Origin of the sequence: Sphingomonas sanguinis (assembly GCF_001476905.1) — a bacterium.
In the GTDB taxonomy this organism is placed as follows: Bacteria; Pseudomonadota; Alphaproteobacteria; order Sphingomonadales; family Sphingomonadaceae; genus Sphingomonas; species Sphingomonas sanguinis_B.
Genome location: NZ_LDTE01000073.1, coordinates 1 through 22,960 on the forward strand (window position 1 = coordinate 1; position 22,960 = coordinate 22,960).

The window sequence follows — 22,960 nt, forward strand, 5'->3', positions numbered from 1 at the left end:
TTTGGGCGCGGCGAGGACGTCGCCAGCGTGCTGGCAGATGCGCGCGCCACACTGACCGCGGCCGGGTTCGAGGTCGATTATCTCGAGCTGGCCGATGCCGAGACGCTGACGCCCCATGGTTCCGGCGACACCGCCCCCGACCGCCCCCGCCGCTTGCTGGCCGCCGCCCGGATGGGATCGACCCGACTGATCGATAACATCGCTGTCATGGACGGTTAATCGATTAACCAATTTGTGACCGTTCTGGTCATATGTCTAGCCTTGCGGACAACAGGGGTCCGTAAGGAGGGCAGGACATGGCTAACAGCAGCAAGAGCGCGCATTTCCTGATGGAAAGCCGCCTCGCCGATCAGCGGGTGACCGATGACGGCGCGACGATGTACGATCTGGGGGTCGCCTATTCGACCGGATCGGGTGGGATGCGCCTGGACCTGATCGAGGCGCACAAATGGTTCAACCTGGCCGCGGTCGCGGGTTTCCTGCCTGCACAGATCGCGCGGGCCGAAGTGGCCAGCGACATGACCGCCCGAGAGATCGCCGAGGCACAGCGTCAGGCGCGGGCTTTCCTGCACGGTACGATGCAGCATATGCGCGCGGCCTGAATCGTCTTCATGACCGCGCGCTGACCAACCCCGGCGGGGGAGGCCGGGATCAGTCTTCGCTCGTGTCCTTCACGGCCGTCTTCTTGGCAGCCGCTTTCTTCGGTGCCGGTTTCTTCGCGGGTGCCTTCTTGTCCCCCGCTGCCTTTGCCGTCTTGGCGGGCGCCTTCTTGGCCGCAGCCTTCTTCGCCGGCTTCTTGCGCGCCGGAGCGGCCGCCGCCCGCGCGTCGATCAACTGCGCCGCTTCTTCCAGCGTCAGCTGATCCTTGTCGACCGTCTTGGGAATGGTCGCGTTCGTCTCGCCGTCGGTGACGTAAGGGCCGTAGCGCCCTTCCATCAACTTGATCTCCGCCTCGGTACGCGGATGCTTGCCCAGCACCTTCAGCGGTTCGCGCGAGGCGGTGCCGCGCGCGGCGCGCCCGCCACCCGCCGCCGCCTCGGCCAGCTTAACCACGGCGGCGTTCATGCCCGTTTCGAACACATCGGCGGTCGAGGTCAGCCGCGCATATTTGCCCGCATGCGCCAGATAGGGGCCATAGCGGCCGATCGACGCGGTGATCGGCTCGCCCGTCTCCGGGTGGTTGCCGATGGTGCGCGGCAGGCTGAGCAGTTTGAGCGCCCATTCCAGGTCGAGATCGACATCCTTGGGGATGGAGGCGCGCTTGGCGTCCTTGCCCTCGCCCAGCTGGATATAGGGGCCGAATCGCCCTGACTTGCGCTCGACCGGAAGGCCGGTTTCGGGGTCCTGGCCCAGCGTTTCGGGGCCCGAATCTTCACCAGCGCCTTCGCTGCCTTGCGCGAATCGGCGGGTATATTTGCATTCGGGATAGTTGGAGCAGGCGATGAACGCGCCGAACCGCCCGCCACGCAGCGCCAGCTTGCCCTCGCCGCAATTGGGGCAGAGGCGCGGGTCCGACCCGTCCGCCTTTTCGGGGAAGAGATAGGGCGCGAGGAACTGGTCCAGTTCGGCGGTGATCGCCGAGGGCTGCTGCTCCATCACTTCCGAGGTGCGCGGCTTGAAGTCGCGCCAGAAGGCGTCGAGCACCGCCTGCCACTGGGCGCGGCCGCCGGACACGTCGTCCAGCTCCTCCTCCAGCTCGGCGGTATAGTCGTAGCCGACATATTTCTCGAAGAAGCGCTCGAGGAACGCCGTCACCAGTCGCCCGCTCTCCTCGGCGAAGAAGCGGTTCTTCTCGACGCGGACGTAAGAACGGTCCTTCAGCGTCTTGATGATCGAGGCATAGGTCGATGGACGTCCGATGCCGAGTTCCTCCATCCGCTTGACCAGCGACGCCTCGGAGAAGCGCGGCGGCGGCTGGGTGAAGTGCTGTTCGGCCTTGACCTCCTTCTTGGCGGGGGCATCGCCCTCGCGCAGGCGGGGGAGGCGGCGCGCCTCTTCGTCCTGGCTGTCGTCCTGGCCTTCTTCATAGAGCGCCAGATAGCCGGGGAAGAGCACGACCTGGCCGGTGGCGCGCAAGACATGGCGACCGGTGCCGTCTGCCATGTCGATGGTGGTGCGCTCCATCCGCGCCGAGGCCATTTGGCTCGCCAATGCGCGCTTCCAGATCAGGTCGTAGAGACGGCCATGATCGCCCGAACCGGCACGATCGCGCGAGAAATCGGTCGGGCGAATCGCCTCGTGCGCTTCCTGCGCGTTCTTCGCCTTGGACTGGTACATGCGCGGCTTGTCGGGGACGTAGGAGGCGTCATAGCGCTCGGCCACGGCTTTCCGCGCCGCCGAGATGGCCGAGCCGTCCATCTGGACGCCATCGGTACGCATGTACGTGATCGCGCCATCCTCATAGAGCTGCTGCGCGATCCGCATCGTGTGATCGGCCGAGAAGCCCAGCTTGCGCGCGGCCTCCTGCTGCAGGGTCGAGGTGGTGAAGGGCGGCGGCGGGTTGCGGGTCGCAGGCTTGGTCTCGACCGACTGAACCTGGAAACGGCCCGCCTCGACATCGGCCTTGGCACGCTTGGCGTCGCCTTCATTGCCGATCGACAGGCGATCGAGCTTCTTGCCCTCCCACTGGACCAGGCGCGCGACGAAGGGGGTGCCGTCCTGCTCCATATCGGCCGTCACCGACCAATATTCCTGGGGCTTGAAGGCTTCGATCTCGCGCTCGCGGCTGACGATCAGGCGCAGCGCCACCGACTGGACGCGGCCTGCCGACTTCGCACCGGGCAGCTTGCGCCACAGTACCGGCGACAGGGTGAAGCCGACCAGATAGTCGAGCGCGCGGCGCGCCCGGTAGGCGTCGATCAGGTCGGTATCCAGTTCCCGCGGATTCTGCATCGCGTGCAGGATGGCGGGCTTGGTGATCGCGTTGAACGTCACCCGCTCCACCTTGTCGGGCAGCGCCTTGCGGTTCTTCAGAACCTCCTGCACATGCCACGAAATCGCCTCGCCCTCGCGATCCGGGTCGGTGGCCAAGATCAGACGGTCGGCCTTCTTCGCCTCGTCGGCGATCGCCTTCAGCTGGCGTGCCTTGTCCGCGTAATTCTCCCACTCCATCGCGAAATTCTGGTCGGGATCGACCGAGCCGTCCTTGGGCGGTAGGTCGCGGACGTGACCATAGCTGGCGAGGACGCGGTAGTCCGAACCCAGATATTTCTCGATGGTTTTCGCCTTGGCGGGCGATTCGACGATGACGAGTTGCATTGGGCCTAACTAGGAAGTCTCACACGTACGTGCGAGAGTGGAGGGGAAGGTCGGGAGGCGTCAAGTCGGTGCCGTCGCGGTCGATGTCATCGCCCATCCGCCGTCGCGCCGCATAGGCGCAGGCCCAGAAGGCGGGGGTCAGTATCGCCCAGACCGACAGGAGCAGGTCGGCCACCGCCAGGCTAGTAGGGCTGTCGAAGCTCGGGATCAGGGCCGCCATCGCAACAACGGCCAGCACGGCCAGAAAGGGGGCCACGGCGAGCAGGACGAGGCCGACGAACGACGCAAGATAGGGTCGTGTCAGGGCCCAGCTTCGCCGCATGGCCGCCACGACCGGCAGCCGCTCGGCCGCCAGCGCAGGCAGCGCCAGGCTCCAGAGCGCGAGCAGCAGGACGCCCGGCACGATCAGCAGCGCCAGGCCGATCGCGACGGCCAGGAACATCAGCAGGTCGAGCAGGAACGCGCCCGGATACCGTCCATCGGTGGGACGGTCCTCGGGCTGGTCGGGATGGGTCAGCCCGGCGTGCGACAGCGCGCGAAAGGTGACCAGCAACTGGAGATACAGCGTCACCAGTCCCAACAGGCTGCTCAGCCGCGTCCAGTCGCCGGGGGCATATTCCATCGCGATCTGCGGCACCGCGTCGATCGCAATCATCGCGGCGATGAAGCCCGGCTGCGCTTGCACGAAGGCAAAGGTGTCGGCGAGGATGCGGCGGGGGGCGAGGTCGTCAGTCTTCATGGCGTCCCGGTCTTTCGGCCCTGTTCTCCGTGAGGCGGAGATAACGAAGCACGTCCTGATCGCGATAGTGTGGCCGATCATGCGGGCGATAACCCAGCTTTTCCGCCAGCCGGATGGATTCGCGATTGCCGGGTGAGATCATGCACTGGGTCGCGGGCGGCGCATGATGTTCGTCCATCCAGCGATGCGCGGCGGCGGCGGCCTCATGGGCATAGCCCTTGCCTTGCGCGGCGCGGGTAAAGACCCAGGCGGCCTCCGGCATGGTGTCCAGCCTGGTCGCGACCTCGCGGCGGAAATCCATGAACCCGGTCTCGCCGAGATACTGGCCGGTCGTCCGATCCAGAACGGCGAACAGCCCGTGGCCGAACACCGACCAATGGCCGATGAAGCGCAACAGCCGCATCCACGCCTCCTCGCCGGTCATCGGCGCCCCGGCATGGCGAACCACCACCGGATCGGCGACCATCGCGGCATAGGCGTCGTAATCCGCGACCGTGTAGGGGCGCAGGGTCAGGCGTTCGGTCTGGATCATGTCAGCGCCACCCGCCCGCCCGCATGGCGTTCCAGCCGTCCGGCCAGTTCCAGTTCCAGCAGGATCGTCTGGACGATGGCGGGAGGGCGGCCGCTCTGGCGGATCAGTTCGTCGACGCTCACCGCCACCGGGCCGAGCAGGTCGGTCACGCGCGTGCGATCGGCATCGCTCGCCTCTTGCGGTGGCGGTGGCGTGTAGGGACTTTCGGGCGCGCGGACCATGCGGGCATCGATGGGGCGAATCTGTTCGAGGATATCGGCGGCCGACTGGATCAGCGTCGCGCCCTCGCGGATCAGCATGTTGCACCCCTGCGCGCGCGGATCGGCGGGGTGACCGGGGACCGCCATCACCTCGCGCCCCGCCTCGCCCGCCAGCCGCGCGGTGATCAGCGAGCCGGAGCGCGGCGCGGCCTCGACCACGACGGTCCCTTGCGCCAGCCCTGCGATGATCCGGTTGCGCGAGGGGAAGTGGCGCGCCAGCGGCTGGGTGCCCGGCGGCTGTTCGGCGATCAGCAGGCCGCGTGTCGCGACCTCCTCCTGCAAGCGGGCGTTTTCGGGCGGGAAGGCGATGTCGATGCCGCTGGCGATGACGCCGATCGTGCCGCCCTCCAGCGCGCCGATATGCGCCGCCGTATCGATGCCGCGCGCCAGGCCCGAGGTGACAGGCACGTGCTGCGCCGCGAGGTCCTGCGCCAGCCCGCGCGCGAAACGGCATGACGCGGCCGAGGCGTTGCGCGCCCCGACCAGCGCCACGCCGCCGCGCTGCGCCAGCCCGATGTCGCCGCGGATGATCAGCGCAGGCGGGGCGGTGTCGAGTTCTGCCAGCAGCACGGGATAATCGGCCTCACCCAGCAGGACATGACGCGCGCCAAGCCGCGCGACCGCCTCGATCTCGCGCGCGATGACGGCCGGCTCGGCGGCCTTGGGGGCCTCGCCGCCGCCGCGCCGGGCGAGATGGGGCAGGGCGTCGAGCGCGGCCTGCGCCTCGCCGAAACGCGCCATCAACTGCCGCCACGTAACGGGTCCGATGCCGTGCGTCCGCAACAGCCGAAGCTGCGCGAACCGGGCGTCAGTCACGCTTCTTGCCGATACGGGGTTCGGTCCCGGCCAGCAGCCGCTCGATATTCGAGCCGTGCTTCCAGATGACGATCAGCGCCAGCGCGATCAGCAGCAGGACCAGGTCGAACCGGCCCATCACCGCCGCCGCCAGCGGGGCGCTGACCGCCGCCGTCATTCCCGCCACCGCCGAGATGCGCAGAGTGGCGAGCAGGCCCAGCCAGACGACCGCATAGACGACGCCCAGCGGCCAGTAGAGCGCGGTGACGACACCCATCAGCGTCGCGACACCCTTGCCCCCGCGGAACTTCAGCCAGATCGGATAGCAGTGCCCGACGAATGCGGCAGCCGCTGCCAGCACTTCCTCACCGGGCAGCCAGTGCCGGACCAGCAAGACGGCGGCGACACCCTTCAGCATGTCGAGGATCAGCGTCGCTGCGGCCAGGCCCTTGCGGCCGGTGCGCAGCACATTGGTCGCGCCGATATTGCCCGACCCGATGCTGCGCAGATCGCCCGCGCCCGCCGCGCGCGTCAGGATGATGCCGAAGGGAATCGACCCCAGCAGATAGCCGATCAGCAAGGCCCAGGTGGGCGGCCCCCAGATGATTTCGGTCGGCAATAGTCTTCCCCTGTGCTCCGGCACATACATAGAACATCGCGTATGGCCTGTCCAATGCGGGTCGCTCTGGTTTCGGTGCTGCGGGGCGTTTAAGGGGCGGGGATGAGCGATGCGCGTCCCATCCTGTTCTTCGATTCCGGCGTCGGCGGACTGTCGATCGCGGGGCCTGCACGCGCCGCCCTGCCGACCGCGCCCTTCGTCTATGTCGCGGACAGTGCGGGCTTTCCTTATGGCGAGAAAACCGAGGCGGAGATTGCGGGCCGGGTGCCCGCGCTGCTCGGGCGGCTGGCGGAGCGGTATCGGCCGCGCCTGATCGTGATCGCGTGCAACACGGCCTCGACCATCGCATTGCCCGCCGTGCGCGCGGCGCTCGACCTGCCTGTCGTGGGGACGGTGCCCGCGATCAAACCGGCGGCGGTGATGAGCAAGACTCGTGCGATCGGCGTGCTCGGCACCCGCGCGACGGTGCGCCAGGCTTATGTCGACGATCTGGCGGCGCGCTTTGCGGGCGATTGCCGGGTGATCCGGCACGGCTCGGCCGAGCTGGTGGAACTGGCCGAGGCGAAGCTGCGCGGCGAGTCGCTGTCCCCTGCGGCGTTTGCGGCGGTGCTGGACGGGCTGTTCGGGCAGGAGGGGGGCGAATCGATCGATGTCGTCGTCAACGCCTGCACCCATTTTCCGCTGGTCGAGGCGGAACTGGCGGCGGCGGCGCCCCATGCGGTGCGCTTCGTCGATGGCGGGCCGGGCATCGCGCGGCGGATCGCGTTTCTGACACAAGGCCAGGACTGGCCCGACTCGGTGGCCGAGGGGGTGGCGGTATTCACGCGACTCGGCGATCGCGAAGAGGCGCTTCGGCCGGGACTGGCGGCGCGCGGCTTCACGCGGATCGAGGCGCTTTAGCCTCTCGGCGCTCGGCCTGGGCGCAAGGGATACGGAACTCTTCGATCCTTGGGACAATATGTCCACCATGATCGATCACAGTAACCACCGATCTCCCCTCGATTCCTTTACCGGATCGTCCTACATTCCCGTTCCATGAGCATCGAGGGCACGGACGCGCGCGTGGATTATTCCCGCGTCTTCACCCAGGCGATCGACCGCCTGCACGCCGAGGGACGTTACCGCGTCTTCATCGACATCCTGCGCAACAAGGGCATGTTTCCCAATGCGCGGTGCTTTGCCGGGCATAACGGACCCAAGCCGATCACCGTCTGGTGCTCCAACGACTATCTGGCGATGGGGCAGCATCCGAAGGTCATCGCCGCGATGGAGGAAGCGCTCCACGACGTCGGCGCTGGCTCGGGCGGCACGCGTAACATTGGCGGCAACACCCATTATCATGTCGATCTGGAGGGCGAACTCGCCGACCTGCACGGCAAGGAAGCGGCGCTGCTCTTCACCAGCGGCTATGTCTCCAACGAGGCGACGCTGGCGACCTTGGCCAAAATCCTGCCGGGCTGCGTGATCTTTTCCGATGAACTCAACCACGCCTCGATGATCGCGGGCATCCGCAATTCGGGCTGCGAGAAGCAGGTCTTCCGCCACAACGACCTGGCGCATCTGGAAGAGCTGCTGGCGGCGGCCGATCCGGGCGTCCCGAAGCTGATCGCGTTCGAGAGCGTCTATTCGATGGAGGGCGATGTCGCCCCGATCGCGGCGATCTGCGACCTGGCGGACAAGTATAACGCGCTGACCTATCTCGACGAGGTGCATGCGGTCGGCATGTACGGCGCGCGGGGCGGCGGCATCTCGGAGCGCGACGGCGTGGCGCACCGGTTGACGGTGATCGAGGGCACGCTGGGCAAGGCGTTCGGCGTGATGGGTGGCTATATCGCGGCCGATCGGATGATCGTTGACGTGATCCGCTCCTATGCGCCGGGGTTCATCTTCACGACCTCGCTGTCGCCGGTGTTGGTCGCGGGCGTGCTGGCGAGCGTGCGCCACCTGAAGCAGAGCTCGGTCGAGCGCGAAGGCCAGCAGGCCGCCGCCGCCAAGCTGAAGGCGATGATGACCGAGGCGAACCTGCCCGTCATGCTGGGCGAGACGCATATCGTGCCCGTGATGGTCGGCGATCCGGTCAAGGCCAAGAAGATCAGCGATATCCTGCTCGCCGAATATGGTGTATACGTCCAGCCGATCAATTATCCGACCGTCCCGCGCGGCACCGAGCGCCTGCGCTTCACCCCCGGCCCCGCGCATGACGAGGCGATGATGGCCGAACTGGTATCGGCGCTGGTCGAGATCTGGGAGCGGCTCGAGTTGAAGATGGCAGCGTAAGGGGGCCACCACTGTTTCGCTTTCCGACTCGCGTCTTACCTTGCTTCTACCCCGGCGAAGGCCGGGGCCCAGGTGCGGCGAAGCTGGAGGCGCGCGAAACGATGCTATCAGCCATATGGTAACTGGACCCCGGCCTTCGCCGGGGTGGTGTGAATGTACATTGGGGGCGGCGCGCTTAGTCGAGCGAGATCGCGGCGTTGCTTCCCGGCACAGCCAATGGTGCGCCAAACCGCACCGTGTGGACGCTGCTATAGTCGCCCTCCACCGGATCGGCATAGACGTGGACGACGCGGCGCACCCCGTCGATTACCCAATAGGTCGGGATGTTCGCCTGGGCGTAGAGCATCCGCTTGACCCCCATGTCGCGGCTTTGCGTCGTCTGGGCGATCTCGACCACCATCAGAACATCGTCTGGCGTCAGGAAGCGGTTCTCGGCGATCGGCTGGCGCAGTAGTGCGGCATCACAGGCGACGACCGTCGAGTCGTCGATAACAAGACCGGTTTCACCCAAGACAAGCGCGACGCCCAAGGCCTGAGCGAGATGGAACACGACATTGGCCTGCGCGGCAGCATGGCACCCCATGGGCGGGTTCATCCGTTCCAGCTCCCCGGCGATGAGTTCGACCTTCATGCCCTCGAACGCGCCGCTCTCGACCATGCGCAGGAACTCGGCGCTGGTGAAGCGCGCTCGATTATCCGGGGAAAGGCGGGCCAGTTGGTTCACGGTCGCGATCCTATCATGGCGACGATAGCGAGCCTAGCCGCGCCTCACTTCTTGCAATAGCCCTCGCCCGACTTCACCGTCAGGCAGTCGGTCTTGCCCGCTAGATACTTCAGCCCCGTGGCATCGCCATTGGTCGGGCGCAGCGTTTCGCGGACGCCGTTTCGCTCGAACACGATCCTGTCGCCGACCTGCTCGCCCCGGAACTCGCCCTTGTTGTCGAGGTCCCACTGCATCTCCATGCGGTAACGGCCCGGCGTCGCGGCGTGCTTGATGGTCAGGTACATGCCCTCCACCCCGACATAGCGGCCGACATAATCGGGGGCCTTTTGCTTGGGCAGGCCGGTAAAGGTCGCGCCGTCCCCCGCCGGGCCTGCCGTGGCGGCTGCGGTGGGCGTGTTCGTCGCGGCGGCGGCATTCTTCACCTCCTCGGGCGTCTCGCGCGAGCAGGCGGTCAGGGCGGAGAGGGCGGCGAGGATCATGATGCGCTTCATGGCGCGCAAAACCCCTCAACCCTGGTGCACGTTCCGTTACGCGAAGGGGTAGCCATTCGCCCTGCGCGCGCGTAAAGGCGCGGGCATTCCATTCGACCCTGTCAGGAGCGCCCGTCCCATGCGCATCGCGATCGCATCCGATCATGCCGCCGTCTCGTTGAAGACCGTGCTGGCGGACTGGCTGCGCGAACAGGGGCATGAGGTGCTGGACCTGGGCACCGACGGCACGGCGAGCGTCGACTATCCCGATTTCGGCCGCGCGATCGGCGAGGCGCTGGCCGATGGCCGGGCCGAACGCGGCGTGGCGTTGTGCGGCTCGGGCATCGGCATCTCGATCGCGGCCAACCGCAACCCCGCCTGCCGCTGCGCGCTGGTGTCCGAGCCGCTCTCGGCCGCGCTTGCCCGCCAGCATAACGACGCCAACGCCATCGCCATGGGCGCGCGTGTCATCGGCGAGGAAATGGCCAAGGCCTGCCTCGACACATTCCTGTCCACCCCGTTCGAGGGCGGACGTCATCAGCGCCGTGTCGACATGCTGTCCACGGCCCCCGCCCAGAATTGAACGCCAAGGATACCGCCCCATGAGCATTAATGACGTCCAGCCCGCCGGTTTCTTCACCCGCACCCTGGCCGATGCCGATCCCGCCGTCTTCGCCGGTGTCGCGCACGAGCTGGAACGCGAGCAGACGCAGATCGAGCTGATCGCCTCCGAGAACATCGTCTCCAAGGCGGTGATGGAGGCACAAGGGTCGGTCTTCACGAACAAATATGCCGAGGGCTATCCGGGCAAGCGCTATTATCAGGGCTGCGCGCCGTCGGACGAGGTCGAGCAGCTGGCGATCGACCGCGCCAAGCAGATTTTCGGCTGCGACTTCGTCAACGTCCAGCCGCATTCGGGCGCGCAGGCGAACGGTGCGGTGATGCTGGCGCTGGCCAAGCCCGGCGACACGATCATGGGCCTGTCGCTCGACGCCGGTGGTCACCTGACCCATGGCGCGAAGGCGGCGCTGTCGGGCAAGTGGTTCAACGCGGTCCAGTACGGCGTCGACCCCGAGACGCACCTGATCGACTATGACGAGGTGGCCCGCATCGCGCGCGAGAGCCAGCCCAAGATCATCATCGCGGGCGGCTCGGCCTATCCGCGCGTCATCGACTTCGCCAAGTTCCGCGCCATTGCGGACGAGGTCGGCGCGTACTTCATGGTCGACATGGCGCATTTCGCGGGCATCGTCGCGGGTGGCCTGCACCCGACCCCGTTCGGCCATGCGCATGTCGTGACCACCACCACGCACAAAACGCTGCGTGGGCCCCGTGGCGGCATGATCATGACCAATGACGAAGCGATCGCGAAGAAGATCAACTCGGCGGTCTTCCCCGGCCTTCAGGGCGGCCCGCTGATGCACGTCATCGCCGCCAAGGCGGTCGCGTTCGGCGAGGCGCTGCAGCCCGAATTCAAGACCTATATCGCGGCGGTCGTCGAGAATGCCCGCACGCTGGCCGCGACGCTAAAGGCGCGCGGGGCGAACCTGGTCGCGGGCGGCACCGACACGCATCTGGCGCTGGTCGACCTGACCCCGCTGGGCATCACCGGCAAGGATGCCGATGAGGCGCTGGAGCGGGCGGGCATCACCTGCAACAAGAACGGCATCCCCAACGATCCGCTGCCCCCGATGAAGACCAGCGGCATCCGTGTCGGCTCGCCCGCCGGGACCACTCGCGGCTTTGGCGTCGCGGAGTTCGAGCAGATCGGCCATATGGTCGCCGATGTGCTCGATGGTCTGAAGGCCAAGGGCGAACATGGGGACCCCGAAGTCGAGGCGAACGTTCGTGCCCGTGTGCGTGAGCTTTGCGCACGCTTTCCGATCTATCAGGGATAAGTCTGAATGAGCAGCTTTGAAGACAAGATCAACGCGGTGCCGGAAACGGTGAAGAACACGCCGGGCCTGGGCAAGTCGATGGCCAAGTGGGCGGCTCTTGGCGCGGTGATCGCCATTCCGCTGCCCTTCACGATGCCGCTGGGTGCGGTGGCCGGCGCCACCTACGCCTATTGGAAACGCGATAAGAAGAAGATCTGAATGCGCTGCCCCTTTTGCGGCCATGAAGACAGTCAGGTAAAGGACAGCCGCCCCACCGAAGATGGGGCGGCGATCCGCCGCCGCCGCCAGTGCGAGGGCTGCGGCGCGCGCTTCACGACGTTCGAGCGCATCCAGTTGCGTGAGCTGTTCGTGCTGAAGAGCGAAGACCGGCGCGAGCCGTTCGACCGCGAAAAGCTGCTGCGCTCCATCGCCATCGCCACGCGCAAGCGACCCATCGATCCGGTACGCGTGGAAAAGCTGGTGTCCGGCATCCAGCGCCAGCTGGAGACGAGCGGCGAGGGCGAGGTGTCTTCCAAGCGGATCGGCGAGATGGTGATGGAGGGGCTGAAGGGCCTCGATTCGGTCGCCTATATCCGCTTCGCCAGCGTGTATCGCGAGTTCGGCGAGGCCAAGGATTTCGAGGCCTTTGCCGGAACGGTGGAAGAGGTCGCGCCCAAGGGAGAGTAATCTTCTCCTGAAATGGCACCTCGACCGGTAAAGTCTCTTGCGAACGGCCCCCGAAACGGTCCCTCGCCCGCAAACATACCTCATATGGAGGATGCCAAATCTGCCCGGCACCATCATATCCCCCCGTTATCTGGGGATATGATCAATGCCTGCAAAATCGCGTAATCTGGCCGGTTTGACAGATCCTGCTGCGCCTCACAGGCCGAACGTCGACACCAACCGGTTCCGAATCAAGCGATTTTCTACTTTCGTGAAGATGCTGGAGAGCATCGAGTCGAAAGGGGCGGTCCGTGTATTGGATGTCGGGGGAACCAGGGCCTATTGGGAAGGCTTGCAGGACCATTGGGGCCATATTCCTTTGGAGATCACCCTGCTCAACCTGGATGCCGTGCCAGAGCAGGATGGCCCCTTCCGCATCGTCGCTGGCGACGCCTGTGCCCTGGAATATGGCGATAACGCATTCGATATCGTCCATTCCAACAGCGTGATCGAACATGTGGGCGGGTGGCAGGCGATGATGGCCATGGCGGGCGAAATACGCCGCGTGGCGCCTCGCTATTTCGTCCAGACGCCCGATTTCTGGTTTCCGATCGAGCCCCATTTTCGCAGCGTGTATTTTCAGCTGCTGCCGCAAGGTGTTCGGGCGAGGATGCTGATGAAAGGCAAGCGAGGGCATCGACCCAGGGCGCAGAGCTTTGAAGAGGCGATGGTCAGCATCGAATCGGTCAATCTCCTCACCGCTCCGCAAATGCGGGCGCTCTTCCCGGACGCGACGATCGTCAAGGAGCGGGTGTTCGGCCTGGTCAAATCCCTGATCGCGATTCGATAGCTGGCCGGATCGCACTGGACGCGCCCGATGGAAGCCGCGATATCGCGGACAGAAGGCGGCGCAACCGGCCGCCGCGCCCGGAAAAGCAAAGTGTCCCAGTTGCCATCGCAGTCCCAACCGCCCGTCATCGTCCTGGTTCGCCCGCAACTCGGCGAGAATATCGGCAAGGCCGCGCGCGCCATGCTCAATTTCGGGCTGGTCGAGATGCGCCTCGTCACGCCGCGCGACGGCTGGCCCAATCCGCAGGCGGGCCCTGCCGCGTCCGGCGCGGATATCGTGCTGGAACGGGCCAAGGTCTATGAGAGCGTGGCCGAGGCGGTGGCCGACTGTGCCCAGGTCTACGCCACCACGGTGCGCAAGCGAGGCGTAACCAAGCCGGTGGTGACGCCGGAAGAAGCGGCGCGGGAAATCCATGCCGATACGGTGGGCCGCGCGGCGTTCCTGTTCGGGCCGGAGCGCTCCGGCCTCGAAACCGATGACGTCGCCATCGCGCGCAAGATCGTGACCGTGCCGATCAACCCGGAATTCGGTAGCCTCAATCTCGCGCAGGCGGTGATCCTGATCGCCTATGAATGGTCGAAGGGCATCGCGCTGGCTCAGCCGCCCGAAGTCGAACTGCCCGAGGTCGCGCCGCAATTCGAGCTGGACGGCATGATCGGCCAGTTGGAGGAGATGCTGGAGAATGCGGGCTTCTTCTTTCCGCCCGATCGGACGCCTGCGAGCAAGCGCACCCTGCGCACCCTGCTGACCAAGCCCGGCTGGTCGAGCCAGGAGGTGCGGACCCTGCGCGGTGTCCTGTCGAGCCTGGCGCGGCCGCGTCAGCGATAAGGCCTTATCCCCGCGTCCGGTCGAAGACCGCCAGTTCGTATGCGATCGACCCTTCGACCAGTGTCTCCCAGATTTCGGCGATGACCGTCTCGGGCAGGCCCAGCCGCACCGCTTCGGCGCGCGCCTGATCGATCACCTGGGTCTTGCGGTCCTCGTCGCGCACGCGGTCGCGAGTCGGTTTGATCCGCGCGGCGGCGTCCATATAGGCGAAGCGGCGCGCGAGCAGCGCCACCAGTTCGCGGTCGAGCTGGTCCACCCCGGCGCGAACCTCCGCCATGGTCGTGCAATCGGGTCCGGCGAGTATCTGGGTCATGGGCAAGGGCTCTGCCGGGCGGGGCGGGCGCTGTCCAGTCCGCTCTTCGTGTTGCGCCGCCGCCTTACTTGACTCGCGACCCTCCCTCGTCTAGGCGCGCCGCTTCGCAATTGCCCCCGCATCCCGGTGAAGCGGTGGGCCTGCGCTTGTCCCATAAAGACTGGCATGGTGCGATACCGGGACCAACGTTGTTCGTAGTTGCTAAGGAATACACATGTCGAAGCGTCAGAGCGCGAAGTACAAGCTCGATCGCCGTATGGGCGAGAACATCTGGGGTCGCCCCAAGAGCCCGGTCAACAAGCGTGAATACGGCCCCGGCCAGCACGGCCAGCGTCGCAAGGGCAAGATGTCGGACTTCGGTCTGCAGCTGCGCGCCAAGCAGAAGCTGAAGGGCTATTATGGCGACGTGACCGAGAAGCAGTTCAAGGCCTGCTACCAGGAAGCCGCCCGCATGAAGGGCGATACCTCGCAGAACCTGATCGGCCTGCTCGAGCAGCGTCTGGACATGATCGTGTACCGCGCCAAGTTCGCGCCGACGATCTTCGCTGCGCGCCAGCTGGTCAGCCACGGCCACATCCGCGTCAACGGCGTGAAGTGCAACATCGCGTCGCGTCGCTGCTTCGTCGGCGACGAGATCTCGCTGGGCTCGAAGGCGACCGAAATGGCGCTGGTCATGGAAGCACAGCAGCTCGCCGAGCGTGAAGTGCCCGATTACGTCACCGCCGACGGCAACACCAAGGTCGCGCTGACCCGCATCCCGACCCTGGACGAGGTGCCCTATCCGGTGAAGATGGAACCGAACCTGGTCGTCGAATTCTATTCGCGCTAAGTTTCGGGTCTCTACCGAATACGAAAGGGCGGTCCTTCGGGGCCGCCTTTTTTCGTTATGGGCTCGCTTGCCGGATGGCATGGGGCCGCTCATACTCATGCCCGTGAAAAGGGGAGGGGTATGATGCGCTTAGAGCGGTTTTCAGCCGAATTGAATCATCGGGGATTCACATGGCGGCCGTTTTCTGATTCACGATCCGTGCTGGCAAAGGAGGCTGGCGCGAATGGGTCGAGCTTTATCACGTGATCTGCGGGACCGCGTCGTTGCGGCTGTTGAAGGTGGACTATCATGTCGACAGGCGGCCGACCGGTTCGGCGTCAGCGCAGCAAGCGCGATCCGCTGGCGGCAACTGGTGCTTGTTCACGGCACGCCAGCAGGCAAGGTCCGAGGCGGCGACCGCCGTACGGCGAAGATCGAGGACCATGCAGCCTTTATCCTGGATGCGATCGAGCAGCAGCCTGATCCGACCCTGGCGGAATTGCGGGAGATGCTGGCTGCGCGCGGCGTGACCACGAGCATTGCCACGCTATGGCGCTTCTTTGCCCGGCATGGGATTACGCGCAAAAAAAGACCGGCCACGCGAGCGAGCAGGACCGCCCCGACGTCCTGAAGCGCCGCGAGGAATGGTTTGAGGGCCAGCTCGACCTCGATCCCGACAGGCTGGTCTTCATCGACGAGACATGGGCGTCCACCAACATGGCCCGCCGTCATGGACGATGTCGACGCGGCCAGCGATTGCGTGCCGGCATTCCCTTTGGCCACTGGAAGACCACCACCTTCACGGCCGGTCTGCGCCGCACCGGCATGGTTGCACCCTGGGTGCTCGACGGGCCGATGAACGCCGACGCGTTCCTCACCTATGTAACGCGTGTCCTCGTACCCGAACTGGACTGCGGCGACGTCGTCATCATGGACAACCTGTCGAGCCACAAGACGCCTGCCGTGCGCGCCGCCATCGAGAGTGTCGGCGCAACGCTCCTGTTCCTCCCGCCGTACAGCCCGGACTTCAACCCAATCGAGCAGGCATTCTCCAAGCTGAAGGCGCACCTGCGCAAAGCCGCAGAACGGACCATCCATGGCCTATGGAACGCCATCGGGCGCATCCTCGACCTCTACTCACCACAGGAATGCGCCAACTACTTTGCAGCCTGCGGATATGATGCAGACTGATCGAAAACCGCTCTAGGTTTTGTCGCCATCGGGGCGTTGGTGCTGGCGACCGCCGCGACCGCCGCGACCGCCGCGACCGCCGCGACCGGCCAGACGGGTGAACAGGGACGCTATGCGGATCAACTTCGCGCCATGTTCACCGCCGTGGCGGGCGGCACCTGTCCCGAAAATCTGATGGGCGCGGGGCTGCTCGATGCCTGTCGCCAGCAACTGCCGCAAATGGGCCCTGCGCTGAAGGCCGCCGGTCCGGTCCGGTCGATGGCCTTCGACAAGGCCGAGGACGCCGATGGCCAGCGATACGAGAAATACACCGTAACCTTCACCAATGGCAAACCCACGACCTGGGTCATCGGCGCCCTGAAGGACGGCAAGTTCGAGGCGGTGTATTCCCCAGGCGATTGACAGGCAAACGCCTGGGGTCGTGCAGCGGCAGGACCGCGATCAGAAGCGGACCTGTCGCTCCAGTTGATCCGCACGCAGCGCCGTCTTGGTCACGATGCAGCTGGTATCGATCGTATCGCCATTGATCTTACAGCTGTAATCCCGTTCCCGTATCCAGCGGCGCTGCTGGTCGCGCAGGGCGGTCTTGGCCGCCGGACGTGACGCCAGTTGCCGCATGACCTGCTGATAGGCCTTGTTCAGGCGATCGTCCTGGACGGCCGCTTCGCGCTGGGTACAGACGCCGCTCTGCACGGTGTTGCTTCCGGCGCGGTCCATACAGTTGACATAGGCCGGGGATAGGTTCGGCGATTCCTGCGCGACGGCGGGAGCACCTGCACCGACACCCATCACGGCGGTCACAGCGACAATCCACTTCATCATGCCCTCCTTTTGTGCGGCGTGAACGTCTCATCGACCGCCAAAGTCGCACAACCATTTGTCGTGGCGACGGTTGCAGGATCAGTCCGGCATGGCGGCGAATTTCCGGCTTTGCTGCTGATGGGAAGCGGGATCGGCACAGCCAGCGGTGGCAGCGCCTGCAACGCGTCGCCCTGACGCACAGCACCCCTGTCGGCAAGCTTGCCCCCAGCCACCCTGCCGGGCACAACAGTCGCAAACATCAGGGGAAATCATCATGCGCCGTCTGGTCCTATTGTCCCTCCTCCTCTCTGGCACCGCGATGGCGCAGGACAGGCCCGCCATCTCGGTCGACACGTTGAAGACCGTGACGCAGACGCTCAGTTCCGATGCCTTTGAAGGCCGCGCGCCGACCACCCCGGCCGAGGACAAGACGGTCGCCTATATCATCGACCGCTTCCAGAAGGCGGGCCTGAAACCCGGCAACAAGGGTAGCTGGACCCAGGACGTGCCGATGGTCGAGATTACCGCCAACGACGTCCAGCCCTTTACCGTCAAAGGAAAGGGGGCACCCATTTCGCTCGCCTATCGCACCGACATGGTGGTCGGCACCTATCGCGTGACGCCGCGCATCGATGTGAAGGACAGCGAGCTGGTGTTCGTCGGATACGGCATCACCGCACCCGAAAAGGGTTGGGACGATTATGCCGGGGTCGATGTGCGCGGCAAGACAGTGGTCATCCTGATCAACGACGCCGACTGGCAGACCATGGGCCGTGAAGGACCGTTCGAGGGGCGGGCGATGACTTGGTACGGCCGCTGGCCCTATAAGTTCGAGAATGCCGCCAAGCACGGCGCGGCCGCTGCGCTGATCGTGCACCAGACCGAACCCGCCGCCTATCCCTGGGCGGTGGTCCAATCATCCTGGACCGGGCCGCAGCTCGAACTGGACGAGGCGGGCGACCATCTGGACCAGAGCCAGGTGATCGGCTGGCTGCAGCAACCGGTCGCCGAGCGCATCCTGAAGGCGGCAGGCCGCGACCTCGCCACCCTGACCAAGGCGGCGCAGCAAAAGGGGTTCAAGGCGGTGCCCCTTGGCCTGACCCTTTCGGGCGGCTTCAGCAACACGATCCGGCGACAGGCGTCGAAGAACGTCATCGGCGTCCTGCCCGGCACTACCGAGCCGGGCGATTACGTCCTCTATTCGGCGCATTGGGACCATCTGGGTCGGTGCGACGCGGTGGACGGCGACGATATCTGCAACGGCGCGCTCGACAATGCCAGCGGAGTGGCCGGGCTGGTCGCGCTGGCGGAGGCCCAGGCCAAGGCGGGTCCGGCCAAGCGCTCCATCGCCTTTCTGGCGGTGACGGCGGAGGAAAGCGGTCTTCTCGGCTCGTCCTATTATGCGCAGCATCCGGTCTTCCCGCTGGCGCGGACCGTCGGCGGAGTGAACATGGACGGACTGAATGTGACGGGCCGGTCCAGGGACTTCGTGCTGGTCGGGCAGGGCAAGTCGGAGATCGAGGACCTGGCGAAGAAAATCGTCGCCGCGCAGGGCCGGACGATCAGCGCCGAGCCCAATCCGGAGCGGGGCAGCTATTACCGCTCCGACCATTTCTCCTTCGCCAAGCTGGGCGTACCGATGCTCGACGGCGGATCGGGACAGGACAAGGTGGTCGGCGGCACCGCGGCCGGCAAGGCGGCGGCGGAGGACTATGTCGCGCACCGTTATCACAAGCCCGCCGACCAATATGATCCCCGCTGGGATTGGTCGGGTGCGGTCGAGGATTTGACGGTCTATTATCAATTGGGCAGGACGCTGGCCGACCGGCCGGGCCTGTGGCCCAACTGGTATCCCACCGCCGAATTTCGCGGCATCCGCGATCAAAGCAGGAAGAACGCCCAGTGACGACGTTACATGTGACGACGCCAAACGCGACGACGCCTCCCCCCCCTGAATGGGCTCGGCATGAGGCCGTGTGGATCGGTTTCCCCAGCCATGGCGAGCTGTGGGAAGACGATCTGGAGCCCGCGCGCGAGGAGGTGCTGGCCTTTGCCCGCGCCGTCCATGCGGATGGCCGGGGCGAGCGGGTGATCCTGGTCGCCGCGGATGGCGAGGCGGCCGAGGCCGCACGCCGCATGGCCGGTGACGCCGCCGAGGTGATCGTCCAGCCGTTCGGCGACATCTGGCTGCGCGATACCGGTCCGATCGTGACCGGCGACGGCACCGCGCGTTTGTTCGAGTTCAACGGCTGGGGCGGCAAATACGACCTGCCCGGCGACGACACGGTCGGCGCGCGGCTGGCCGAGGAGCGTGGGCTCGTCGCCACCGCCTGCGGCTGGGTGTTGGAGGGCGGCGCGATCGACGGCGACGGCACCGGTCTGGTCGTGACGACGCGCCAGTGCCTGCTCAACCCCAACCGCAATCCGGGCCTGAGCGAGGAGGCGATCGCCGAGCGGCTGGCCGATGACCTGGGGCTGACCCGGATCGTGTGGCTGGGCGACGGGCTGCTCAACGATCATACCGACGGCCATGTCGACAATCTGGCGCGCTTCGTCGGCCCGAACCGCATCGCCCTGCCCGAAGCGGCCGAGAACGACCCCAATTGGCAGGTCTATATGGCCGCCAAGCGCGACGCCATTGCCGCCGGGCTGGAGGTCGTGCTGATCCCGTCGCCGGGCCGCGTGCTGCGCGACGAAGAGATCGTGCCCGCCAGCTATATGAACTTCTACATCGGCAATGCCGCCGTCGTCGTGCCGCTCTATGGCAGCGAGAACGACGCGGCGGGCGTCGCGGCGATCCAGGCGATCTTCCCCGACCGCGAGGTCATCGGCCTGCGCGCCGACGCCATCCTGACCGGCGGCGGCAGCTTCCACTGCATCTCGCAGCAGATTCCGGCGATCACCTGATCACGGGTTTCGAGCCCGCGTGTCCGACAAGGAGACGCGGGCTTCAGCCCGTCGGGGGCAGGCCCTTCACTATCCGTAAACTGTCAGCCGACTAAGTCCTCGCGATCCCCTGTCCGGGATCGGAATCATGCCTTGCAAGCCACGATCAATCTGCTCCGCAGCCAATATGACGACATCGCACGGGCCATCGGCGATCTCATGGCGCTGTTCGACATGCGCTATGCCGATGCCGAGCCCATGCTGGGTGCGGTGCGCATGCGGATCGCGCAAATCATCGTCAAGCATCTGAAGACCGAGGACGAGCTGCTGCTGACGCCGTTGCGCGAGCGACGGCTGATGGCGAGCATTCCTGGATGCGAGGCGATCGTGACCGAAACCCGCGAGTTGCGACTGGCCTATTCCCGGCATGTCGGCACTTGGACCGCGCGCGCCATTGAGGAACGGTGGAGCGAATATGTCGTGGTGACGCGCCAGCTCAACGAGCGGCTGATGGCGCTGTGCGACCAGAAGATGAAGAACTTCTACCCGGTGGTGCTGCGCCGCATCCTGCTCAATCCGGGTATCGACGCGACGGAACGCCTCGCCGTAGTCCGGCAGGCATCTTGACCGCGGGGCGCTTCGCCCGGCGCGACCGCAACGCCATGCCCGGATCTTTTCCCGACGTCCGGCGCGCGGAAGCGGGGTGACGCCCGGTCGTCGAGCCATTAAAGGGCGTGGCCATGACCCAGATCACCGTCGCCGCGCTGCAACTGGCCTTCACCGCCGATATCGACCGCAACATCGCCGAGGTTACGCGCCTTGTCCGTGAGGCGGCCGCTCAGGGTGCGCAGGTGATCCTGCCGCCCGAACTCTTCGAGGGCGAGTATTTCTGCCGCGTCGAGGATGAAGGACTGTTCTCCAACGCCAAGCCGACGGGCGAGCACAAGGCGGTGCTGGCGATGCAGGCGCTGGCGGCCGAGCTGAAGGTCCATATCCCGACCAGCTTCTTCGAGGCGGACGGGCCGCACCATTATAACTCGCTGGCGATGATCAATCCCGACGGCAAGGTGGCGGGCGTCTATCGCAAGAGCCATATCCCGGACGGTCCGGGCTATGAGGAGAAATTCTATTTCCGCCCCGGCAATACCGGGTTCAAGGTGTGGGACGGCCCGGCGACCAAGCTGGGCGTCGGCATCTGCTGGGACCAATGGTATCCCGAGACGGCGCGTGCGATGATGCTGATGGGCGCGGAAATCCTGTTCTATCCCACCGCGATCGGCAGCGAGCCGCATGACGACAGCCTCGACACCGCCCGGCTGTGGCGGCGCGCGATGGTCGGCCATGCCGTGTCCAACGTCGTGCCGATCGTCGCGGCGAACCGTATCGGCAACGAGCATGGCCAGACCTTCTACGGCACCAGCTTCATCTGCGACGAGCGCGGCGACATCCTGGCCGAACTGGGCCGCGAGGAAGAAGGCGTGATCGTCGCCACCCTCGACATCGACCGCGTGAAGCGCCACCGCGCCGCCTTCGGCTTCTTCCGCGACCGCCGGCCCGAGCTGTACGGACGGCTGGTTCAGGATATCTGAACCTAAATTCCTCCCCTGGAAGGGGAGGTGGCGCGCGTAGCGCGTCGGAGGGGTTTCCCGCTGTCGAGAGGGTGACACCCCTCCGTCAGGCCTGGCGGCCTGCCACCTCCCCTTGCAGGGGAGGAACAAGGTTACTCTCTCAACTCCAAGGCCCGCGCGAAGACCGCCTCGAACATTTCGGGCGTCAGGCGGCCGGTATTCTGGTTGTAGCGCGAGCAGTGATAGCTATCGAGCACGACCATTCCGCTCGGCATCCGATGTTCGGCGAGATGCGCGAATCGGGTCTTGGGGAGCTTGCCGCCCAGCGTCTTGACCGCCGACTGGTGCGCGATCTGGCCCAGCGCGATCACGACCGACAGCCGGGGCAGCGCCGCCAGCTCCTGGGTCAGGAAGGGGCGGCAGGTGCGGATTTCGTCGGGCGTCGGCTTGTTTTCCGGTGGCAGGCATTTGACCGCGTTCAGGATCACCGCGCCGGTCAGCGTCACGCCGTCATCGACCTTGGCCGCGAACTCGCCCTCGGCCAGCCCGAATTTGGCGAGCGTGCCGTAGAGAAGCGGCCCCGCGCCATCGCCGGTAAAGGGCCGGCCGGTCCGGTGCGCGCCATGCTTGCCCGGCGCCAGGCCGACAATGGCGAGCCAGGCATTTGCATCGCCGAACGGCGGCACGGGCGCGTTCCACCAGCCGGGATATTCGGCGGCGACGGCCTGGCGGACTTCGGCCAAGCGTGGACAGAGCGGGCAGTCGCGCGGCGGCTGGATCGGGGCGAGGGGCGCAGGGATAGCGGGAAAGGATGCGTCGGGCATCGCGCTCGGGTAGTCGGGTGACATGACGACGACAAGCTATGCCATCGCGCTGGGTTCCAACCGTCCGGGACGTCACGGCTCGCCGCAGGACGAGATTCGTGCCGCGCTGGCCGCGATCGGCGGTATCCGGCGCGTGTCGCCGATCATCACGACCGCGCCGGTGGGGCCGTCGATCCGGGCCTTTGCCAATGCCGCAGCCTTGGTCGACAGTCCGCTTGCCCCCCCGGCGATGCTCCGTCACCTGAAGGCGATCGAGCAGGATTTCGGGCGACGGCGCGGACAGCGTTGGGGCGCGCGGGTGATCGACCTGGACATTATCCTGTGGTCGGGGGGGCGGTGGCGCTCGCCCGAGCTGGTCGTGCCGCACATTGCCTATGCCGCCCGGAGCTTCGTGCTGCACCCGCTGGCCGCGATCGTTCCGGACTGGCGCGATCCGCGTGATGGCCGAACGGTCCGGCAAATGCGACATGGTGTTGACCAGAGGCGTCCGCGCCCCTAGGTCCCATCCACCCCGATGGAGGGTCCGTAGCTCAGTTGGTAGAGCAAGCGACTTTTAATCGAGAGGTCCCGGGTTCGAGTCCCGGCGGACCCACCACGGGGGTTTTCAGGGCGTCGCAGCGTGTCTCACGCTTTTGCTGATCCACAGAAAATCAGGTGCTAAGGTGTCGCGAGGT

28 protein-coding genes and 1 tRNA gene are annotated in these 22,960 nt (G+C 66.0%); 19 read left to right on the forward strand and 10 right to left on the reverse strand.

Annotation, left to right across the window (positions count from 1 at the left end):
* On the forward strand, positions 1-219 hold a 219-nt coding region (locus SB4_RS11815; protein WP_193753807.1), incomplete at its 5' end, for a pantoate--beta-alanine ligase.
* Between the two features lie 77 nt (positions 220-296).
* On the forward strand, positions 297-602 hold the full coding sequence (locus SB4_RS11820) for a hypothetical protein (protein ID WP_058716678.1): 306 nt from the start codon (positions 297-299) through the stop codon (positions 600-602).
* Positions 603-651: 49 nt separating this feature from the next.
* Here the strand turns inward: SB4_RS11820 and topA are convergent, their stop codons facing one another.
* The 5 genes from topA to plsY are packed head-to-tail and all read right to left on the reverse strand — an operon-like array spanning position 652 to position 6,203.
* Positions 652-3,258 carry a type I DNA topoisomerase gene (topA, locus tag SB4_RS11825; RefSeq protein ID WP_058752732.1) on the reverse strand — a complete coding sequence of 869 codons (2,607 nt, stop codon included), beginning with the start codon at positions 3,256-3,258 and terminating at the stop codon, positions 652-654.
* A 19-nt stretch (positions 3,259-3,277) separates the two neighbouring features.
* Complete coding sequence (locus SB4_RS11830; RefSeq protein ID WP_058752733.1) at positions 3,278-3,997, reverse strand: hypothetical protein; 720 nt, start codon at positions 3,995-3,997, stop codon at positions 3,278-3,280.
* The gene (locus SB4_RS11835; RefSeq protein ID WP_058752734.1) at positions 3,987-4,529 is read right to left on the reverse strand and encodes a GNAT family N-acetyltransferase; all 543 of its coding nucleotides are present in this window, start codon (positions 4,527-4,529) and stop codon (positions 3,987-3,989) included. The genes SB4_RS11830 and SB4_RS11835 overlap by 11 nt, the downstream gene beginning before the upstream one ends.
* Complete coding sequence (gene dprA / locus SB4_RS11840) at positions 4,526-5,605, reverse strand: DNA-processing protein DprA (protein ID WP_058752735.1); 1,080 nt, start codon at positions 5,603-5,605, stop codon at positions 4,526-4,528. The genes SB4_RS11835 and dprA overlap by 4 nt, the downstream gene beginning before the upstream one ends.
* Complete coding sequence (plsY, locus tag SB4_RS11845; protein ID WP_058752736.1) at positions 5,598-6,203, reverse strand: glycerol-3-phosphate 1-O-acyltransferase PlsY; 606 nt, start codon at positions 6,201-6,203, stop codon at positions 5,598-5,600. Before plsY ends, dprA begins: the two co-directional genes overlap by 8 nt.
* Positions 6,204-6,305: 102 nt before the next feature.
* Here plsY and murI point away from each other — a divergent pair, with 102 nt between their 5' ends.
* Together murI and hemA are read left to right on the forward strand one after the other, a co-directional pair.
* Positions 6,306-7,103, forward strand: coding sequence for a glutamate racemase (gene murI / locus SB4_RS11850; protein WP_058752737.1), 798 nt, complete (start codon positions 6,306-6,308; stop codon positions 7,101-7,103).
* A 135-nt stretch (positions 7,104-7,238) separates the two neighbouring features.
* The gene (hemA, locus tag SB4_RS11855) at positions 7,239-8,480 is read left to right on the forward strand and encodes a 5-aminolevulinate synthase (protein ID WP_058752738.1); all 1,242 of its coding nucleotides are present in this window, start codon (positions 7,239-7,241) and stop codon (positions 8,478-8,480) included.
* Positions 8,481-8,655: 175 nt separating this feature from the next.
* On the opposite strand, the gene SB4_RS11860 is transcribed toward hemA, so the two are convergent.
* The gene (locus tag SB4_RS11860; RefSeq protein WP_058752739.1) at positions 8,656-9,204 is read right to left on the reverse strand and encodes a Uma2 family endonuclease; all 549 of its coding nucleotides are present in this window, start codon (positions 9,202-9,204) and stop codon (positions 8,656-8,658) included.
* Between the two features lie 44 nt (positions 9,205-9,248).
* Entirely contained in the window at positions 9,249-9,695 is a 447-nt protein-coding gene (locus SB4_RS11865) for a hypothetical protein (protein ID WP_058752740.1), read from the reverse strand.
* 118 nt (positions 9,696-9,813) lie between these two features.
* Between SB4_RS11865 and rpiB the strand changes: the two genes are divergently transcribed.
* The 6 genes from rpiB to SB4_RS11895 all read left to right on the forward strand — a co-directional run bounded on the left by rpiB (position 9,814) and on the right by SB4_RS11895 (position 13,895).
* Positions 9,814-10,257 (forward strand): ribose 5-phosphate isomerase B, encoded by a 444-nt coding sequence (gene rpiB, locus SB4_RS11870; RefSeq protein WP_058752741.1) that lies wholly within the window; start codon positions 9,814-9,816, stop codon positions 10,255-10,257.
* 19 nt (positions 10,258-10,276) lie between these two features.
* Entirely contained in the window at positions 10,277-11,572 is a 1,296-nt protein-coding gene (glyA, locus tag SB4_RS11875) for a serine hydroxymethyltransferase (protein ID WP_058731922.1), read from the forward strand.
* 6 nt (positions 11,573-11,578) lie between these two features.
* Positions 11,579-11,770 carry a hypothetical protein gene (locus SB4_RS11880; RefSeq protein WP_058731921.1) on the forward strand — a complete coding sequence of 64 codons (192 nt, stop codon included), beginning with the start codon at positions 11,579-11,581 and terminating at the stop codon, positions 11,768-11,770.
* The gene (nrdR, locus tag SB4_RS11885) at positions 11,771-12,238 is read left to right on the forward strand and encodes a transcriptional regulator NrdR (protein ID WP_058716666.1); all 468 of its coding nucleotides are present in this window, start codon (positions 11,771-11,773) and stop codon (positions 12,236-12,238) included. It abuts the gene before it with no gap.
* A 145-nt stretch (positions 12,239-12,383) separates the two neighbouring features.
* Positions 12,384-13,067, forward strand: a complete 684-nt coding sequence (locus SB4_RS11890) for a class I SAM-dependent methyltransferase (RefSeq protein WP_206598007.1) — start codon at positions 12,384-12,386, stop codon at positions 13,065-13,067.
* Between the two features lie 90 nt (positions 13,068-13,157).
* The gene (locus SB4_RS11895) at positions 13,158-13,895 is read left to right on the forward strand and encodes an RNA methyltransferase (RefSeq protein WP_058716719.1); all 738 of its coding nucleotides are present in this window, start codon (positions 13,158-13,160) and stop codon (positions 13,893-13,895) included.
* A gap of 4 nt (positions 13,896-13,899) precedes the next feature.
* Here SB4_RS11895 and SB4_RS11900 read toward each other — a convergent pair whose 3' ends face one another.
* Positions 13,900-14,208 carry a chorismate mutase gene (locus SB4_RS11900; RefSeq protein ID WP_058752743.1) on the reverse strand — a complete coding sequence of 103 codons (309 nt, stop codon included), beginning with the start codon at positions 14,206-14,208 and terminating at the stop codon, positions 13,900-13,902.
* Between the two features lie 214 nt (positions 14,209-14,422).
* On the opposite strand from SB4_RS11900, the gene rpsD reads away from it, so the two are divergent.
* From rpsD to SB4_RS11915, 3 genes are all read left to right on the forward strand, one after another.
* Positions 14,423-15,037, forward strand: a complete 615-nt coding sequence (rpsD, locus tag SB4_RS11905) for a 30S ribosomal protein S4 (RefSeq protein ID WP_042490485.1) — start codon at positions 14,423-14,425, stop codon at positions 15,035-15,037.
* Between the two features lie 223 nt (positions 15,038-15,260).
* Positions 15,261-16,207 (forward strand): IS630 family transposase gene (locus tag SB4_RS11910; protein WP_153003188.1). Its coding sequence is split into 2 segments (ribosomal slippage): positions 15,261-15,597 and positions 15,597-16,207, totalling 948 coding nucleotides; the frame shifts between segments, so codons are not numbered across the junction.
* Positions 16,208-16,246: 39 nt separating this feature from the next.
* Positions 16,247-16,609, forward strand: a complete 363-nt coding sequence (locus tag SB4_RS11915) for a hypothetical protein (RefSeq protein ID WP_193753808.1) — start codon at positions 16,247-16,249, stop codon at positions 16,607-16,609.
* A gap of 39 nt (positions 16,610-16,648) precedes the next feature.
* Here SB4_RS11915 and SB4_RS11920 read toward each other — a convergent pair whose 3' ends face one another.
* Positions 16,649-17,029, reverse strand: coding sequence for a lysozyme inhibitor LprI family protein (locus SB4_RS11920; protein WP_058731917.1), 381 nt, complete (start codon positions 17,027-17,029; stop codon positions 16,649-16,651).
* Between the two features lie 253 nt (positions 17,030-17,282).
* Here SB4_RS11920 and SB4_RS11925 point away from each other — a divergent pair, with 253 nt between their 5' ends.
* From SB4_RS11925 to aguB, 4 genes are all read left to right on the forward strand, one after another.
* Positions 17,283-18,914, forward strand: coding sequence for a M28 family metallopeptidase (locus SB4_RS11925; RefSeq protein WP_058752745.1), 1,632 nt, complete (start codon positions 17,283-17,285; stop codon positions 18,912-18,914).
* Positions 18,915-18,925: 11 nt separating this feature from the next.
* The gene (locus tag SB4_RS11930) at positions 18,926-19,915 is read left to right on the forward strand and encodes an agmatine deiminase family protein (protein WP_058752746.1); all 990 of its coding nucleotides are present in this window, start codon (positions 18,926-18,928) and stop codon (positions 19,913-19,915) included.
* 132 nt (positions 19,916-20,047) lie between these two features.
* Positions 20,048-20,521, forward strand: a complete 474-nt coding sequence (locus tag SB4_RS11935) for a hypothetical protein (protein WP_058752747.1) — start codon at positions 20,048-20,050, stop codon at positions 20,519-20,521.
* A gap of 113 nt (positions 20,522-20,634) precedes the next feature.
* Positions 20,635-21,483: an N-carbamoylputrescine amidase gene (gene aguB / locus SB4_RS11940; protein WP_058731913.1), complete on the forward strand. Its 849-nt coding sequence runs from the start codon at positions 20,635-20,637 to the stop codon at positions 21,481-21,483.
* 131 nt (positions 21,484-21,614) lie between these two features.
* On the opposite strand, the gene SB4_RS11945 is transcribed toward aguB, so the two are convergent.
* Positions 21,615-22,286, reverse strand: a complete 672-nt coding sequence (locus SB4_RS11945) for a uracil-DNA glycosylase (RefSeq protein WP_153006197.1) — start codon at positions 22,284-22,286, stop codon at positions 21,615-21,617.
* 22 nt (positions 22,287-22,308) lie between these two features.
* On the opposite strand from SB4_RS11945, the gene folK reads away from it, so the two are divergent.
* Positions 22,309-22,785, forward strand: coding sequence for a 2-amino-4-hydroxy-6-hydroxymethyldihydropteridine diphosphokinase (gene folK / locus SB4_RS11950; RefSeq protein WP_058752749.1), 477 nt, complete (start codon positions 22,309-22,311; stop codon positions 22,783-22,785).
* A gap of 20 nt (positions 22,786-22,805) precedes the next feature.
* Positions 22,806-22,881, forward strand: a tRNA-Lys gene (locus SB4_RS11955).
* Positions 22,882-22,960: the final 79 nt, after the last annotated feature.

Bases quoted from the DNA above. Each gene is read 5' to 3' on its own strand.
- SB4_RS11820 (WP_058716678.1), top strand. From the start codon at position 297: ATGGCTAACAGCAGCAAGAGCGCGCATTTCCTGATGGAAAGCCGCCTC.
- topA (WP_058752732.1), bottom strand. From the start codon at position 3,258: ATGCAACTCGTCATCGTCGAATCGCCCGCCAAGGCGAAAACCATCGAG.
- SB4_RS11830 (WP_058752733.1), bottom strand. From the start codon at position 3,997: ATGAAGACTGACGACCTCGCCCCCCGCCGCATCCTCGCCGACACCTTT.
- SB4_RS11835 (WP_058752734.1), bottom strand. From the start codon at position 4,529: ATGATCCAGACCGAACGCCTGACCCTGCGCCCCTACACGGTCGCGGAT.
- murI (WP_058752737.1), top strand. From the start codon at position 6,306: ATGAGCGATGCGCGTCCCATCCTGTTCTTCGATTCCGGCGTCGGCGGA.
- hemA (WP_058752738.1), top strand. From the start codon at position 7,239: ATGAGCATCGAGGGCACGGACGCGCGCGTGGATTATTCCCGCGTCTTC.
- SB4_RS11865 (WP_058752740.1), bottom strand. From the start codon at position 9,695: ATGAAGCGCATCATGATCCTCGCCGCCCTCTCCGCCCTGACCGCCTGC.
- rpiB (WP_058752741.1), top strand. From the start codon at position 9,814: ATGCGCATCGCGATCGCATCCGATCATGCCGCCGTCTCGTTGAAGACC.
- glyA (WP_058731922.1), top strand. From the start codon at position 10,277: ATGAGCATTAATGACGTCCAGCCCGCCGGTTTCTTCACCCGCACCCTG.
- SB4_RS11880 (WP_058731921.1), top strand. From the start codon at position 11,579: ATGAGCAGCTTTGAAGACAAGATCAACGCGGTGCCGGAAACGGTGAAG.
- nrdR (WP_058716666.1), top strand. From the start codon at position 11,771: ATGCGCTGCCCCTTTTGCGGCCATGAAGACAGTCAGGTAAAGGACAGC.
- SB4_RS11890 (WP_206598007.1), top strand. From the start codon at position 12,384: ATGCCTGCAAAATCGCGTAATCTGGCCGGTTTGACAGATCCTGCTGCG.
- SB4_RS11900 (WP_058752743.1), bottom strand. From the start codon at position 14,208: ATGACCCAGATACTCGCCGGACCCGATTGCACGACCATGGCGGAGGTT.
- rpsD (WP_042490485.1), top strand. From the start codon at position 14,423: ATGTCGAAGCGTCAGAGCGCGAAGTACAAGCTCGATCGCCGTATGGGC.
- SB4_RS11920 (WP_058731917.1), bottom strand. From the start codon at position 17,029: ATGATGAAGTGGATTGTCGCTGTGACCGCCGTGATGGGTGTCGGTGCA.
- SB4_RS11925 (WP_058752745.1), top strand. From the start codon at position 17,283: ATGCGCCGTCTGGTCCTATTGTCCCTCCTCCTCTCTGGCACCGCGATG.
- aguB (WP_058731913.1), top strand. From the start codon at position 20,635: ATGACCCAGATCACCGTCGCCGCGCTGCAACTGGCCTTCACCGCCGAT.
- SB4_RS11945 (WP_153006197.1), bottom strand. From the start codon at position 22,286: ATGCCCGACGCATCCTTTCCCGCTATCCCTGCGCCCCTCGCCCCGATC.
- folK (WP_058752749.1), top strand. From the start codon at position 22,309: ATGACGACGACAAGCTATGCCATCGCGCTGGGTTCCAACCGTCCGGGA.